The sequence below is a fragment of the Cupriavidus oxalaticus genome (assembly GCF_004768545.1).
In the GTDB taxonomy this organism is placed as follows: Bacteria; Pseudomonadota; Gammaproteobacteria; order Burkholderiales; family Burkholderiaceae; genus Cupriavidus; species Cupriavidus oxalaticus_A.
This window is the reverse complement of record NZ_CP038635.1, coordinates 3,279,525-3,294,915: the sequence shown is the minus strand read 5'-3', so window position 1 is coordinate 3,294,915 and position 15,391 is coordinate 3,279,525. Positions and strand designations below refer to the sequence as shown.

The 15,391-nt window shown below is 60.9% G+C and carries 13 protein-coding genes and 3 pseudogenes; 8 read left to right on the top strand and 8 right to left on the bottom strand.

Annotated features, from left to right (window positions below; genetic code table 11):
• Positions 1 to 170: 170 nt before the first annotated feature.
• From E0W60_RS26045 to E0W60_RS26020, 6 genes are all read right to left on the bottom strand, one after another.
• Positions 171 to 737: a hypothetical protein gene (locus E0W60_RS26045; protein WP_135706042.1), complete on the bottom strand. Its 567-nt coding sequence runs from the start codon at positions 735 to 737 to the stop codon at positions 171 to 173.
• 123 nt (positions 738 to 860) lie between these two features.
• The gene (locus tag E0W60_RS26040; RefSeq protein WP_135706041.1) at positions 861 to 1,424 is read right to left on the bottom strand and encodes a hypothetical protein; all 564 of its coding nucleotides are present in this window, start codon (positions 1,422 to 1,424) and stop codon (positions 861 to 863) included.
• Positions 1,421 to 2,332, bottom strand: coding sequence for a hydrolase or metal-binding protein (locus tag E0W60_RS26035; protein WP_135706040.1), 912 nt, complete (start codon positions 2,330 to 2,332; stop codon positions 1,421 to 1,423). The genes E0W60_RS26040 and E0W60_RS26035 overlap by 4 nt, the downstream gene beginning before the upstream one ends.
• Positions 2,317 to 3,342 (bottom strand): YqaJ viral recombinase family protein, encoded by a 1,026-nt coding sequence (locus E0W60_RS26030; RefSeq protein ID WP_135706039.1) that lies wholly within the window; start codon positions 3,340 to 3,342, stop codon positions 2,317 to 2,319. The genes E0W60_RS26035 and E0W60_RS26030 overlap by 16 nt, the downstream gene beginning before the upstream one ends.
• Before the next feature lie 46 nt (positions 3,343 to 3,388).
• A complete protein-coding gene (locus E0W60_RS26025) occupies positions 3,389 to 4,354 on the bottom strand; it encodes a DUF932 domain-containing protein (RefSeq protein WP_135706038.1) in 966 nt (321 codons plus the stop codon).
• Positions 4,355 to 4,485: 131 nt separating this feature from the next.
• Positions 4,486 to 4,734 (bottom strand): hypothetical protein, encoded by a 249-nt coding sequence (locus E0W60_RS26020; protein WP_135706037.1) that lies wholly within the window; start codon positions 4,732 to 4,734, stop codon positions 4,486 to 4,488.
• 395 nt (positions 4,735 to 5,129) lie between these two features.
• On the opposite strand from E0W60_RS26020, the gene E0W60_RS26015 reads away from it, so the two are divergent.
• The 5 genes and pseudogenes from E0W60_RS26015 to E0W60_RS25995 form a co-directional block, all read left to right on the top strand.
• On the top strand, positions 5,130 to 6,545 hold the full coding sequence (locus E0W60_RS26015; RefSeq protein WP_346769554.1) for a DEAD/DEAH box helicase: 1,416 nt from the start codon (positions 5,130 to 5,132) through the stop codon (positions 6,543 to 6,545).
• Positions 6,532 to 7,350 carry a ParB/RepB/Spo0J family partition protein gene (locus E0W60_RS26010; RefSeq protein WP_135706035.1) on the top strand — a complete coding sequence of 273 codons (819 nt, stop codon included), beginning with the start codon at positions 6,532 to 6,534 and terminating at the stop codon, positions 7,348 to 7,350. The genes E0W60_RS26015 and E0W60_RS26010 overlap by 14 nt, the downstream gene beginning before the upstream one ends.
• Positions 7,343 to 8,068 (top strand): hypothetical protein, encoded by a 726-nt coding sequence (locus tag E0W60_RS26005; protein ID WP_135706034.1) that lies wholly within the window; start codon positions 7,343 to 7,345, stop codon positions 8,066 to 8,068. Before E0W60_RS26010 ends, E0W60_RS26005 begins: the two co-directional genes overlap by 8 nt.
• 28 nt (positions 8,069 to 8,096) lie before the next feature.
• Entirely contained in the window at positions 8,097 to 9,083 is a 987-nt protein-coding gene (locus tag E0W60_RS26000; RefSeq protein WP_135706033.1) for a hypothetical protein, read from the top strand.
• 23 nt (positions 9,084 to 9,106) lie between these two features.
• Positions 9,107 to 9,469: pseudogene (locus E0W60_RS25995) on the top strand (DUF932 domain-containing protein); the annotation flags it as partial.
• Between the two features lie 111 nt (positions 9,470 to 9,580).
• Here E0W60_RS25995 and E0W60_RS38370 read toward each other — a convergent pair.
• A pseudogene (locus E0W60_RS38370) lies at positions 9,581 to 9,694 on the bottom strand (DUF932 domain-containing protein); the annotation flags it as partial.
• A 113-nt stretch (positions 9,695 to 9,807) separates the two neighbouring features.
• Between E0W60_RS38370 and E0W60_RS37080 the strand changes: the two are divergent.
• Both E0W60_RS37080 and E0W60_RS38365 read left to right on the top strand, forming a co-directional pair.
• Entirely contained in the window at positions 9,808 to 10,554 is a 747-nt protein-coding gene (locus E0W60_RS37080) for a hypothetical protein (RefSeq protein WP_167884600.1), read from the top strand.
• 172 nt (positions 10,555 to 10,726) lie between these two features.
• Positions 10,727 to 11,204, top strand: a pseudogene (locus tag E0W60_RS38365) (LacI family transcriptional regulator).
• 19 nt (positions 11,205 to 11,223) lie between these two features.
• On the opposite strand, the gene E0W60_RS25975 reads toward E0W60_RS38365, so the two are convergent.
• Positions 11,224 to 13,956: an ankyrin repeat domain-containing protein gene (locus tag E0W60_RS25975; protein WP_135706031.1), complete on the bottom strand. Its 2,733-nt coding sequence runs from the start codon at positions 13,954 to 13,956 to the stop codon at positions 11,224 to 11,226.
• Between the two features lie 181 nt (positions 13,957 to 14,137).
• Here E0W60_RS25975 and E0W60_RS25970 point away from each other — a divergent pair, with 181 nt between their 5' ends.
• Entirely contained in the window at positions 14,138 to 15,055 is a 918-nt protein-coding gene (locus E0W60_RS25970) for a viperin family antiviral radical SAM protein (protein WP_135706030.1), read from the top strand.
• Positions 15,056 to 15,391: the final 336 nt, after the last annotated feature.

Below are 15,391 nucleotides of genomic sequence, written 5' to 3'. Positions count from 1 at the left end.
CGGCCGGTCAGCCTAGGGACGCACGAACGGTGGCTTGCCGATTCTGTGACGCCGCAGCGATGCAGCCGAGTTGCTTAAGCGGTGGCGCCGCACTTTCTTTGCCAAAAAAGAGTAATGAATGGGTAGAGCAGACTGGGCTTGCGCCCAGTCTGCTCTTTTGTCACGACGCTTTAGATCGGATTGATCCCGTACTTCGCCATGAATTGTTCGACATCCTGATTGCGGTCCCTGATGTGGCTGTAGTAACAGGCGTTGTCCGAGCACTTCTTCTCGACGTAGTCCGTCCACTCCTTATGGTTTTTCGGGATGTTCTCTTTCAGGGCCTTGGGCACATTGGGTGCCGCCATGATGCGTTCATAGTTCTTCTTCATCCGCAGAAGACCGCCGCTGACCGCGTATTCATAACACTGGGCGCGCTCGTATTGCGAACGCTTCATGCTGCAGATGTCAACGCCGGCATGACTGACGGTAGCGATGGTAAGAAGGGCGAGGGTGATGGTGAGCTTACGCAAGATTAGTGCTAGCTGGTGAATGAAGTTGCCCGCGATGGGTACTCGCTTTGGGCTGACATCTTTCGGCGCGAAATCGCCTACCTCCTGCCAATCGCCACGCATGTGGCAGACCAGCAAGGCGATGGGGTGAGATTCTGCATGCCTGAGCGCAGCCAACGCGCCGGGCGTCGCCACCAGACGGCCAAGCCGGAAGCGTGGGCCATGGCTGGGATGAGATTCAGTCATCAATCGATTCTCCAATAGTGAGCGCGCCCGACGCGCACAGGCGCGATGGCGCAAAGAAAAGAGGTCGGGAGAGTCTTCTGGCCGTCGCCGGAGGGGGAGGGCTGGGACGGGAGAGGCGTGGCGTTACGCCACCAATTGCCTGCGTAATTCCAGCGCTTTGGCCTGGGAGCAGCCCAGATGGCGCCGGATTTCCACAACGGTGGGACGAATCTGACCGTCGGCGATGGCGCGGTGCAGTCGGCTCAGATCGGTGTCGGGATCGGCGGGACTGTCGGCGACAGGTTCGGTCACGGCAGCTCGCGCAACGAGCACCAGGTACCAGCCGTAGCAGGCGACGCCTTCGAGCGCCGCCGCCAGGACCAGCGCAGCCAGGAACTCGATGTGAGCGGGCGTGACCCCCAGCCAGCCTGCCAGCGTGGCCACGACCGGGTCGTGACGGGCGGCGTCATGGCGAGTCGCCTCGCGACGCTGTGCCTCCAGTTGCCGGTCTTCGGCGGCTTCCCGGCGCTTGGCCTCCTGCGCCTCGACATCGAGCGCCCCAGTGTCGCCGCCAGCCCAGCCTGCCTCGCCTTGAGGTCGGCACAGTCGCCATGGCAAGGCCTGGCCTTGGCGGAGGCCAGCGCGGCGACGACCTTTGCGCGCACCGCCTGAGACCTGGCGTAACCACCCCGTGGAAGGAGTAGTCATGGCGCCGCCTCCGTCAGCGCGTCGGCCCGCCGTGCCAGCTTGTCGCGCAGGCTCGGCGAGCCAGTCGGGGCGTGACCGGCCGAGTCGTCGCAGTTACTGCCCGAGGCATCCGGGAAGAATTCCTCCGCGACGGCTGCACACTCCTCGTCACCATCCTCGAAGGCGCCGTTGCCAAAGCCGAGCCGCGCCGCCTCGTCCAGGGCTGACTGGTCGAAGCCGGCCCCGCGGCGCCTCGCATCCAACTCCCTCGCCTCGCCAATGGCGGCCTCCAGCGTGCTGCCGATCCGTACCCCCAAATCCACGTAGTAGATCGCCGAACGGAAGCTTTGCGTGGTGGACTTGCCGCGCAGCTTCAATTCCAGTGGCAGGCAAGCCAGGAGCCCGCCCGACACGGCACCGAAGTAGTGGAGTCGCGCAGCGAGCGTGCGGATCGAATTGTAGGAGGTGGTGCGGAAGAGGAAGGAGCCCAGCTCGTCGTCATCGCCAATGACGACGTTCAAGCGCCCATAGGGCTTGCAGCCGCCGGCCTTGCCGAAGCCGCAGCCATCTGGCGACGGGCAGGGCAGGGTCGCGATGCCCTCAGTGCCCGCGCGCTTGCAGGTTTCGCCGTTGCCGACACAGACCGGACGCCCGGTTTCGCGATCGAACAGGGTGTATTCGGCGCGCAGGTTCAGGTTGGGGTCATTGAAGAGAACCCGGACCGGGATGGCGCGCAGCTTGCCGGGGCTGCCTGCCTTGCGCAGGGCTTCGTCCAGCGGGTGCAAAATCCACCCGTCCCGGTTCTGCACCTGGCTGGTCAGGGTGAACTGGTCGTCCTTCTCAGGCAGCCGCTTGCCGTTCTTCTCGACGACGCGGCCGATGGAAATCCGCCCGATGACCGGCGGAGTAATGGTCAGTCCTTTGAGCATGGTATATCTCCGTGAGGATGTATCAGGAACCGGCGCGAGCCGGGCTTGGTGGTGGCATAAGGCGCCTGGAGCTCCGGGTGATCGGCAAGTAGGCGCTTCAGGTCGATGCCGGCGCCGTCCTTGCTTCGCCGGAACGTGACTTCGCCCGTCTCGAAGCGCGCGCGGGTGGCCTCGGCCATCGCCTGCTGGATCGTTTGCTTCAGACTTGCCTCCTGCGCTTCTCGCAAGGCGATTTCGGCACGTAAAGTGACCAGATCGGCGAAGACCGTGCTCAACTGGCGATCGGCCGTGAAATCCGCGGTTTCTCCGTTGTCGTGCGGATACAGGCGGCGCAGTGCAGCATCGGCGGATTCCGAGCCATCGGCCGGTGGCGGCGAGTCGGTCGTCACGTAGCGCCAGAAGTTGGCCTCCAGAAGGATCAGACGACCGATCAGGGCGTCGTCACGCTCGATCCGGTGGACCACCAGCTTCTGCCCGCACAGCAGAACGGCCACATCGGCCGCCTGCTTGCCAGTGACCGCCAACTGATGCTGGACCTGCAGTTGCACGTACTCCGGCACGCCGTCACGCCAGAGACGCGCCCCGAACTCGCCGGCCGTCTTGCACTCGAGAATCTGGACGTCAGGCGACCCGACAACTTCCCGATCCAGATTGGCCAGCATGTAGGGCACGATCGGATGCCGCAGGATGGCGTTGACCTTGCGCACCCGGCGCCCGGTCTGCTGGGTGTAGGCTGCCGCCACAATCGGTTCCAGCAGGGTCCCCCAGTAGACCGGCTCAGTCGTGTCCTGCGGGTTCGGCTTAACCAGGCCCGTATCGCGCCCGGTCTTTTCCAGCCAGAGTTCGAGTTGGCTCTGATAGGGACTGAGCCCCACGGCGGCTGCCGCATCCGAGCCGCCGATGCCGGTCTTGCGAACGGCAAGCCAGTCGTCACGGCGCAGCCGCTTCGTGTCGACCAGGCGCAGCGCCGGGCGCGCCTTGCCGGACTTCGTTTCCTGAGCGGGTTGCATTACATTCTCCTTGGCGGTCTGCCGCCGGTAATGGAAAACATCGGATTCACTGCGCCAGGCGCAAGGCCTCGTCCCAGGCCTTCTGCTTCAGCGCGGCGCCTTGGCCGAACCAAGCGGCATCGCGACGGTGGTCGTCGCTGCGCGCGCGACGGTGGTGATCGACGAACTCGGTGATGCTGTTGAGAAGGCCCCATGCCGTGCCGGCTGACGATGGCAACAAGGAACCCTTGCCACGTCCGGCGTAGAGCTCCTGCACCGCCTTGAGGGCACGGTCGTTGACGGCGACGGCGGACCGGTCTGGGGCGTTGACGACCGGATAGGTCAGCACTCGCCGGAAAAAGGCCTCAGCCGCATCGCCATGGACACGGCATTCGGAGAGCACTTTCATGCGGGCCATGAAGCCGTCCCAGGACGAGATGGCGATGCCGAGCTGCCGCTTGACGGCTTGCGCATCGAACTGACTACGGTGCGGTACCTTGACGGCGCCGCCACCGTCACCCAGGGCAATCGACAGCGTGTTATTGCACACGACTCGTACCGACGTGAACTGCGCGGTGGTGGCTAGCGTCCCGTCGCAGGCGGTGGCCAGTAGCAGGTAACCGTTGACCTTGTCGCGGCCCTTGAGCGTCGCGCTTTGGCCGGTTCGGGCCAAAGCCCAGAGCTTGCGCCCCTCCTTGAGGACGCCCGCCGTCTCCAGCTCGAAGCCGCCAACCTCGGTGAGATCCCGATAGAACTCCAGGATCTCAGACGGCTGGACGACCTGGTAGCGGTTGGAGACGACTGAAAGCGGCGCCTTGGTGTCCGAACGGTACAGGACCTTCTGCTCGGGAAAGGCGTGAATGGCCCCCAGACCAGCATTGCCCGACACAAAGCGTACTTCGGACTCCTCGATGCGCCAGTTCATGCCGGCGCGCTCGGCCCAGACTTCGAGCGATTGGTTGGGGGCGAGCTGATTGCCTAGGCCATGCCACGGGGTTTCGCCGACATAGGCCATGGTTTGAACGAGATGCATGAATTGCTCCTTTGGGAAGACAAGTGCACAAAGCCCGGCCGAGGCCGGGCTTTGCAGGGGGATATAGGTGAGGGGAGATCGATAAGCGCGTTTCGCCGTTGCGTTACGCAGAATTGACGTTCACACCGCGCTTAATCGGCGTGGAATGGCGCGTAGCCTGGATCATCGAAGAGATTCGCGTCGGAGTCGTCAGAAGGCTGCCTGGAGCCTGCATAAGGAGTGTTCTTTGCTTGGGCAAACGTGTGGGCGCAGTCCAGGCAGCGGTAGTTGTCGAGGATCTTGTCGTCGATCAATTCACCGACGGCTGAGCCTGTCGAGCAACCGGCCGCCCCACCGGCCAGTGCGCCGAGGATGGCCCCTGCGACCACGCCGAGCGTCATGCCGGTGGGGCCGGCAATTAAGCCAATCCGGCCGCCGAGCAAGCCTCCCAGTCGCACGCCCCTTAACCCTGCGACAAGGCTTGGTTAGAGCACCTGTTGCGTCGCGGTGCCCCGGTTCAGTATCCTCTTGTATAAACTGACAGCAGTATCTGCCACTTGCAGGATGCGGCGGCAATCCGTCGGCTCGTGTGATCGATCGTGTGCGAGGGTTCGGGGGCCGCTTGTGTGGCTTGAGGAGAGCTTGAGGGGGCGGAGGAAATGTCACAGGTAACCAGGCGTGCTATTGAGCGATACAGTGTCCAGTGCGCCGGCATACACGGCCGGTGTTGCCCAAGGGTCGCACTTGGTAGCAAGATGGTCGAGCGCCGACATGGGCGGCCCGGATTAATGGTGGCGTGTGCCCTCGGAAGCGTCCTGCCTCTTGGACACTGCCATATAGCCGCGGCTGCACCGTGATAGCGCCTGCTGCAATCGGTGCACTACGTCCCTACCAGCAAGGCGGTGTCGCTTTCTTGGTTGAGCACCAGGGCGCCTTGTTGGCCGACGAAATGGGGCTTGGCAAGACAGTTCAAGCGATAGCGGCCATAGCACATCTTCGCTTCGAAGTCGTCCTGGCAAGGACACTAATCGTCACCCCGACATCTCTGACATCGAATTGGATGCAGGAACTAGCTCGTTGGGCACCAGCTCTGGCTTGTCGGCGAATAATTGGAAACGCAGAGGACCGAAGGGCCACATACGGGCTTCCTATCCCTGTCCTTCTCGCGAACTACCAACAGATTCGAACGGACATCCAACAGGTCCTCGCTGACGGCCTACGGTGGGATCTCGTCGTTCTGGATGAGGCTCAGTGGATAAAGAATCGCCATTCCTCGACGAGCCTCGCGTGCAAGCTCTTACGCCGGACTCGCAGTTGGGCTCTCTCGGCGACACCCTTGGAGAACCGCCTGGAAGAGTTTGCTTCCGTGCTCGACTACGTTCTTGACCGAGCGAGTGCCTTCTCCTATACAAGGAATCAGCTGCATGAGGAGGCGGAGGGCCACTTCTTGCGTCGACGAAAGGCCGAGGTGCTGCAGGAACTGCCTCCAATGATCATCCAAGAGCTGCCGGTCGATTTACTTCCAAGTCAGCGTGCCACCTATGACGACTTGGAATCCGAGGCGATCAACATGGCGTCCGAACTAAACGCCCCCGCATCGATACTGGCGGAGATCACGCGACTCAAACAGGTATGCAACTTCGACCCTGAGACAGGCGAATCGGCCAAGCTCGAGGTACTTCAGGGAATCCTTCAATCGCTCTGCAATGCTGACGACAAGGTCATTGTCTTCTCCCAATATGTTGAAACCCTCGAGAGAGTAGCCAGCCAGATCGATTTGCCGGCTGACATTTACCATGGCGCGCTTGCATCCGCAGAACGGGACGAGGTTCTGAGCCATTTTCGGTCAGAGCCGGGTCCCCGCGTCCTGCTTGTCTCTCTCCGTGCAGGTGGAGTCGGACTCAACATTCCCGAAGCAAGTCATGTAGTACTTTTTGATCGATGGTGGAACCCCGCCGTGGAGGACCAAGCAATCCAGAGGGCGCATCGATTCGGGAGACTTTCAACCCTCATCGTAATTAAGCTAGTGGTGGTCGATTCTGTGGAGGAGAGGATCACGGAACTCCTGCACCAGAAGCGGGAACTTTTCGCGGCAGTGATTGATGATGCGCCGTCTTCCAAAATTGATAGCACAATCTTGCGCCATGTCTTGACCGGCGTCTCGCAAGCGAACACTCAAACAGAAAGGAAGGTGTCCAGTGAGCAAATTTAAAGACGTGCGGGAGCTCCCACTCGAACAGCTTGAAATTGGAAAGGCTCAGGTCAGAGTCCGCGACGTGGGCCGTGACATTGACGAACTCGCTGCCAGCATAAACAAGGTCGGACTGCTCGAGCCAATCGTCGTGTGCGAAGTCGGTGCCGACAAGTACGAGATCATTACTGGACAGCGTCGGTTCCTTGCGCACCAACGCCTCAAGGCAAAGACGATCCTGTCTGCGATTCTCAAGGATCGCGTGGACGAAACTGCGGCAAAGATACTGTCGGTCACTGAGAACTTGGTGCGGCGAGACCTCAACTCGCGTGACCTGATTGACGTTTGCACCGAGCTATACCGGAAGTACGGAACGGTCCGTGCCGTCGCTGAAGAAACGGGCTTGCCGCAAAACAAAGTCAGTCAGTATGTCAAGTACGATCGGCTGGCCCCGGCGTTGAAGGGCTTAGTCGACGACAACCAAGTTTCGATGACGGCCGCCTTGAAAGCCCAGACGGCAGCGGAGCAGCTCGGCGAGGTGGACGATGCCGAACTTGTCGAGATGGCCAAGGAAATGACGAGCATGTCCGGCGCGCAACAAAGTCGAGTCATCGAGCAATTGGCCGAGAGCCCAGCGTCGTCAATCGACAAGGTTCTGGAGGACGCAAAGTCGGGACGGAAGGTCACTCAGATCGTGGTCACCCTCACCGCGCGTGTCCATGCATCGCTTCAACAAGCTGCACGCGACGACGGGACGAATCAAGATGCCGAGGCCGGCCAGCTGATCGAGGAGGCACTTATCCAGCGCGGGCTGCTCGATGGGTGACGTATTCACCCGAGAGGAACTCAAAGGTCTGTTGCTGTCCGTCGGCTCCCACAAGGCAGAGCGTCGCCTATCTCCGGCAGAAGTCGGATTGCTGATTGAAAGGGCTCTGGCTGCCGGAAAGAGCAGCCAAGAGCTGTCCAACCTGCTCGGGATAGGCGTTACGCAGCTCAAGGAGTTCGTCAAGATCGCAGGTCTCTCTCCCGATGTCCGCGACATGGCCGGCTGGTCGGGGCGCAAGCAGGGTTTCGCGAACACGATCCCCTTCTCGTCGCTCGCCCAATTGAGCGGGCTCGACAGCGTCGACCAGAGAAGGGCTGCAGAGGCGATCCTCTCGCATGCGCTCACCTGGAAAGAGATCGTGCAGGTGATGCAGCTCCACCGCCGTGCAGCAAGGGACCTAGACGACTGCGTGAGGGAGGTAGTGGGCATGCGGACTGAAGTGGAGATCCGATACGTTCTCTTTGGCTCAATCGACGACGTCATGCTGCGGAATCGCCTCGCAGGCTTGGTGCAACGCGATCGGGACGAGTTGCTGAGATCGACGCTCCCGGACCTTGGCTCTCTTTCGAATCTCGTGTCGGCCTCGCGCCTTGGATCCAGCTCCTTCGTGCTTGTCGGGACGGCCGATCTCGCTGCATCCGAAGGTACGACACCCGAGGAGATCGAGCGACGGGTGCTGGACTCGCTTAGCAACAAGTTGGGGAATGAGGATGGCTGACGTTCGAATAACCGCAGGCGGGTGCATCTTGCTCGCAGGCCAGGTCAGCTGTGATGGCTTCATCAGGGAAGCTGGGTTGCGCGTGCAGACACACGTCCATTTGGATCACATGGATAGCTTTGAGACGAGCAAAGCGTTCCAGACCATCTTGACCAGCCGCGGTACCCATGCGTTGCTTTGTGCACAGCTGAACGCCGATCTCCCGTACAGGTCCAACTTCGTGGGCGCCGAATTCGGCAGTGTGATGAATTACGGCGACTTCCAAGTAACCTTGGAGTCGAGCGGGCATATGCTCGGGGCCGCTCAGGTCCGGGTAGAGACGCGGGAGGGTCTGCGACTTGGCTACTCGGGTGACTTTAGCTGGCCGCTGGACAAGGTGATCCAAGTTGATACGCTCGTAGTGGACCCGACGTACGGCAGCCCGAGCAGTGTCCGAGAGTACGACCAGGGTGCTGCTGAGGCGGCCCTCCTGCACGTCATACATCGAACACGTCACTTCGGACCGGTTCGCGTTCTAGCCCACCAAGGAACACTGCAGCGGGCTCTCCAGGTCGTGAGCGGGCAGCTCGGTTTCCCGATGCTGGGTTCACGGCGGCTCCTGAAAGAAATTGCGGTGTATCGGGACTTTGGCTGCGTCATTGATGACGTGCTCGATGTCGAGAGCCCGGAGGGGAAAGAGGTGGCTAAAACACGAACCTACCTCCGATGGTACGGAACCGGTGATAGCCTACCAATTCCCGATGGCGAGTCCACGGCCATCAAGCTAAGCGCGTTCATGTCGCGACAGGATGATCCGGTCCTGCACTACTCCGATCGCTCACTACGAATCGCGATGTCGAATCATGCTGACTTTGCGGGGACGCTGCAGTACATCGAAGCTTCAGGTGCGCGCACGGTCGTCGTCGATGCAAGTCGTGGTGGTAACGCGATCGCCCTTGCAGAGGCCGTCACTTCTCGCCTGGGAATCGAGTGCGTAGTGCCTGAGGTCGAGCTGAGCCGCGAGTGGGGCCGATAGGTCGAGTGAAGCGTGGCTTCCGCATGAACTGGCGCATCGAGGCGTCCAAAGTGCGCTTCGTGTCCGGCTATGCCGGTCTCGACGCGATTCACGCCTTCTCCGAGCAGAAGGTCCGAAGGTCCTGTACCGCTCGGACACCAAGGCACCGCTGACGGTTGTTTCGAGCCGCTATCAGGTCGTGCAGCCTTCCGAAATCCTGGAGTTCTACCGGGATCTCACCGAAGTCGGTGGCTTTGAGTTGGAGACGGCGGATGTGCTCAAGGAGGGGCGCAAGCTCTGGGCGCTGGCCCGCACTGGGCAGAGCGTCACGCTCAAGGGGCGTGACAAGGTCAATGGCTACCTGGCTACTGGCGACCGCCTATGGCGGGACGCTCGCCACTCCTGCCCTGGTCCGTCGTTGCCGAACTGCCGTCCATCGACGCGCCCGCTCCCTAGCTCCTGCCACCGACAGTAGTCGTCCGGCACCGTCAAGGACGGTGCTGACCGGCCCGTTACGCGTTCATGCCGGCGCGCTCGGCCCAGACTTCGAGCGGTTGATTGCGGGCGAGTTGATTGCCCAGTCCGTGCCAAGGGGTTTCGTCGACATAGGCCATGGTTTGAACGAGATGCATGCGTTGCTCCTTTGGAATGACAAATGCATAAAGCCCGGCCGAGGCCGGCCTATGCTGGGAAAAACATGAGGGTGATTGGTAGGGTGCGTTGCGCACTGCCTTACGCAGAGTCGATGTTCACATCGCGCTTTGTCGGCGTGGAATGGCGTGCGGTCCTGATCTTCGAAGTAATTCGCGTCGGAGCTGTCGGAAGGCTGCCTGGCACCTGCAAAAGGCGTGTTCGAAACATGGCCAAACGTGTGGCCGCAGTCCTGGCAGCAGTGGTTGTTGAGGATCTTGTCGTCGATCAATTCGCCGAGGGCAGAGCCAGCAGAACAACCGGCCGCCCCGCCGGCCAGTGCGCCGAGGATGGCGCCAGCGATCGCGCCGAGCGTCATGCCGGTGGGGCCGGCAACTCCTCCAACCCGGCCACCGACCCAGCCGCCTACGCGCGCGCCCTTCAGGGCTGCACCAAAGCTGCTGGCTGCACCGGCGACAGCGCCGATAGTGCCGCCGACCTTGCGCGCATAGGCGCGGGTAGCTACCCGCGACGAATGGCAAAGCGGGCAGTTTGGCGTCATGGCATCTGCCCGTTCTGGTTGACGGTCCGGGAATTGAAGCGGACGTGGGTCCAGCACGCGCCGAGCAGAAAGACAATGGCGAATGCGAGCAAATTTTCCAACGGTGAGTTACAGAGCGTCATGATCTCTCCATGGCTGATGACGGACGGACCATTGCGGTCCAACGGCGGCGGTATTTCACCGCTGTCCATGGAGTTATATAGGTTTGAAAAATTCTTCAATCCGAGAAGCGCCGCGGGTGGCACTCCCATCAATGCGCCGTCGCCGGATCGCGCGCCAACAAAGGATACGACCCCGTGAAGCGCGCTGGACCATCAGAGAAGATGGAAAGAATAGAAGGGCCCCGAGAGGGAGGTCGGCGGGGGGTATGTACGGCTTGCGAAGGCCGGCGTGGAATCCGTGCCGACATTGGGTGAACGGACGAGAGAACCAATGGAGAGCGGTTGGATAGTCGATAATCAGTGGAGGAAGCATGAGCAGGAAGTATCGGGGCCGGATCAAGGGCGATCCGGTCACCTACCAACGGCCGAGTCCAGCGGGCGGCGTGCAACTGGAAGCCTTCATGCCCTGGACGCTGGTGCGCCGGGGTCTGAAGAAGCAGGTCATCACCCGCCGGACGCCCCGCCAGAGTTCCTGGACGAGGGCGGCACCAGTGGCAGTTGCAGGCGGCGGCCCAGGACCGCCCCTTGATCCGTGCGCTGGGCCTGGCGCACCACTGGCAGCGCCTGCTCGATGAAGGGCGCTTCAGTTCGATCACCGAAATCGCGGCGGCCGAGGGGCATCGACCGTGGGCAGGCTAGCAAGATTGCCCAGTTGGCCCGCATTGCCCCCGACATCGTGGATGCCTGTTCGACCGGGCAAGGCAACGGTGTCACGCTACAGCGGCTGACCCGCACCCGATTCCGGCGCCATGGGATGTTCAGCGGGTGCAGTACGGCTGTTCCTCCTGAGTGGGCGTCCCGCTACGTCCTACATCCGGTAGTGCATGGGTGCCACTCGTTCAAGCAATTGCACGATGGCCTCCAGTTCTTGCTTGGACGCGCAGCGCTTGCCATCCCGAGCACGCTGTTCGGCAAGCGCCTCCAATGCATCAGGATGCTCGATAAAAGATTCAGCCAGTTCCAACGGCGTATTCCCAAACGAGTCGCGCTTCCAAACTAGTCCTGGTGCCAACTCCATCAGACGGTTGACCGCATGTACATTCCCCGCCCAGCTCGCTGTATGCAGCGGTGAGCGCCCCTCGCTCGTCAACTTGTCCAACTTGCACGGATGATCCAGTAGGGCATCCACGCAGCCGTCCACGCGGGATTTGCATGCTGAATGCAAAGCCGTCATACCTTGCCAGTCCTGCATTTCCGGGTCGGCTCCGGCTTGCAGCATGATTCTGACCAGCTCGGCATCCCCGTCCTCGGCCATCAGCATCAGCGGAGTTTGTCCCTTGAGATCAGTCATATTCAGCTGCTTGGGGCTTTCCTTGGCCAGTTGCCCGAAAAACTGCCGCCAATGCCCCAACATGGTTTCGAACCGACGCGCCTCGCCCTGCAGCCCAGTTGGAATCATCTGCCGCGTCGGCGGAAGCCGCTGCAGGAAGTGGGAATGCATTTTGATCAGTCCCATCAATACCGAGTTGCCGTCGACATCTGGCAGGTTTGATTTCAGCAACGGGCGATTGGCTTTGATCCATTCTTGCAGGCCGCCCTGATCGCCGGAGATGAGCAACGGCATCAGCTCTTTGAACATTTTTTCAATCACCCCGCTGGCGCGGCGCTTCTCTGCCGGAACACCCGGGTAAGGCTTGTACAGGGTGTCCCAAAAGTAGGTCGAGGCCCAGCGTGCGGTTTCCTCGAGAGGGGGGATCTCTTCGCACTCCGCCATCATTCCGCCGGCCAGCATCGCCCGGTAGTATTTTTCGTGGTTGTTGGCGCTCAATTTCTGGTCGGCTACCACCATCGCAAGACAGTCCCGCGCCACCTCGCCGCGCAGCGGCCCGTAATTGCGCTCAAGCCCAGCCTCCAATGCCTCCCTGAACAGCTTGCCTGCTCCCTCGAAGTCATTGCAGGCCAGCAGGTGTTTGGCCTTGTATTGCAAGATGGCGGCCCTCCACAGCCCGTATCCCTCGCTGGCCTCGGCTTCGTCGAGCAAGGCCTGAACCTTGGCTTGCGTGTCTTTCGGACGATGTTGGCGCTCGCCATTCAGATGGCTGTCGAGTTCCAGAAGAATGGCTTGGACGGTTTGAGCGGGTGTGGCAGCCAGTTCGCGCAAACGCTGGATGGCTGCTTGTTTCGCAAGTGGGCCAAGGTCTGGGTTCTGCACCACCTGACTGATCACCCAATAGCGCTTCTCGCCTTGCAAGGCCCGCCAAGGGGATGAGGTTTTCATGCGCGCAACCAGGCGCAATTCACTGTTTATCTCCTCGGCAAATGCAGCAACGCGTTCAACATTGCGCTGAATAATAGGCAGCGCTGATTGCGCGTCGAGCCCGATGTAATCTTCAAGTTCCGCACCTGCCTCCATCTCGCAAAAGCGGCGGGTCAGCATATGTGCGAGAGCCTGGTTGGCTGCTTCCCGACGCGAAGGCAGGATGGAAAGAAACAGGCCGTGCTTGTCCCACTCTGGCAGATGCTTCTCGAACCAGGTATTTTCAGCGGCCTCGCCCTGATCCCGGCAATGGCGCCAGGCATCGATGGTCAGGTTGTAGACAAGCTTGTAGATAGCGAAAAGTTGCAGCAGCTTGTTCTGCTGGGGATCGGCGCACTGCCGGTCAACGCCCGGGCAGAGGAATTTGAGCAGGCGGATGTAGCCATCCTGCACCGCTCGTGCGAGCAGCAGGCGCTGGCGGATAGTGTGGAGGGAAGGGGCGGCGTAACGCTCAGCCAGGCATCCGACGAACGTAGCCTGCTCCTCCTCATCGGCGTGGCCGTCCAGAATCGGCTCCAGGCGCCCTGTCTGGGTCATGGGGATTTCCAGGCGCAGCCTGTCGGCAGTCAGCTCTTTGCTTTTCACGAAGCCCAGGGCGTCGGCGAACTGCTGCGCAGGCGAGTGCTTGCTGTCCAGTGAGAAGGCGCCCTTGAAGTCCAGTCCCGCGTCGTCCGGGAAGTACTTCAGGATGGTGTCGGGCCGGATCGGGGTTGCATTGCGCCAGTTGTACAACGAACGCCGCAGACCTTCATGGCCACCGTGTGTGGATTCACTGCGCTGGTCAGCAAGTTCCTCCAGAGGCATTCCCAGCAGATCCAGTAGCCAGTCCACCACCTGGGCTACCGGCAAATGCAGGCTGGGTTTGCCATCCACCTCGCAAGGCTCGGGTAGATACCAGAAGCGCCCACCTGGCATGCCCTTGTCCAGCACTTGCGCAAGGGTCCAGAAGCCCATGCGGCGTGCTAACCCGGGCACGTAGAAATGACCCAGTAGCGTCCAGAGGATCTGGCGCTGGTCGGCAGCGAAAGTCCAGGTGTTCAGCTCGAGAAACTTGTAGGCATCCCCGAATTCCATGAGATTTCTTGTGGCATCCCCTTGCGCCTGTGGATCCATATCCAGGGCATCAAAGATGGTGCACAGGATTTCCCCACCCATGGCCTTGTGGGCCTCAAGACTGTTCTGCCCAGTCGCAAACTTGGTTTTTTTGGTTGTTTGATATGGCTCGCAGCCGAGGCTTTGATGAATTTCCAGCAGGATGGCTTCGGTGAGTGGCAGTGTGCTCATGGTCCCTGCTCTTGGGGTTGTTGAAGTTGTGGCCATTCTCCCAAGGCCTGATCACCTGGTCACTGAAATCTCCTGTACCCCCCTCACAGGTCGGGGAGAGGCAGGGGGTACACGGTGATTCATAGCGAAAAAGTTGCCCTACGGGCACCCTTCGCGGATCTCAAACCATGAAGTCCGCGTCATGCACAACCCCACCCCGCTGGTTCTCAACTGGCACCTCACCGAAGCCTGCAACTACCGTTGCCAGTACTGCTACGCCACCTGGGATGAATCCACTTGCCGGCGTGAGCTGATCCACGACCCTGAGCGAACGACAGGGCTACTGAACGAGCTGTACCAGTTTTTTCGGCCAGGCAACCGCATGAATCCATTGGCCAATCGCCTGGCCTGGAGTTCCGTGCGGCTCAATCTGGCAGGTGGCGAGCCATTGCTACATGCCGGCAAGCTTCCATCCATCGTCAGTCAGGCCCGTGGCCTTGGATTCGAAGTTTCGATGATCAGCAACGGCAGCCAGCTAAATGAAGAGCTGCTGAACCAACTGGCGCCGCAGTTGACCTGGCTGGGCATCAGCATCGATTCGGTCAACCCAGCGACCAATCGCGCCATTGGCCGCGTAGACCGCCGTAGCCGACTGCTCAACCTGGAGGGGCTGGCGAGCAACCTGGTGGGCGCCCGCCTGTCCAACCCCGGCCTGCGCATCAAACTCAACACCGTGGTCAACCAGCTCAACCATGGCGAAGACCTCGGCTCCTTGATTCAGTGCTTTGCCCCGCAAAAGTGGAAAGTCCTGCGAATGCTTCCGGTCGTGAATCAACATCTGGCCGTCAGCGACGAACAGTTCGCTGCCTTCGTCGCTCGACACCGCACCTTTGCCCGCATCCTCTGCGCCGAGGATAACCAGGACATGCGCGAGTCCTACCTGATGATCGATCCCCACGGGCGCTTCTTCCAGAGCAGCCCATTGATTGCTGGGCAGGGTTATGCCTACAGTCGGCCGATTCTCGAGGTCGGAGCTGGGGTAGCTTTCTCCGAAATGACCTTTGATCATGAGCGTTTCAGCGCGCGATATATCCCTGTCAACACGGGGATCGGCGCGTGAAGTACTGCTCAAATAAAGAAATCGACCAACTGATCCGCCAGTTGGTTCGTCAAGGCTGGAGTTTCCAGCGTGGCGGCAAGCATGGGCGGCTTACCCACCCTGACGGACGACCGACGCTGACGGTGGCTAAGTCACCCAGCGACTGTCGTAGTTTGCATAATTTCCGTCGCGATTTACGCAAGGCTACCTCATCTTCAGCCCCTGAGCCTGGATGACCAGCTCATCCAGCGGTTGTTCGGCCTCACCCTGCGCCGGAGGCCGCTCATTGCCACGTCCTTGAGCCTTCACCAATCCCGGTTCTCAACCGAAGCAGCAATTGCCATCAGCAACCGACCA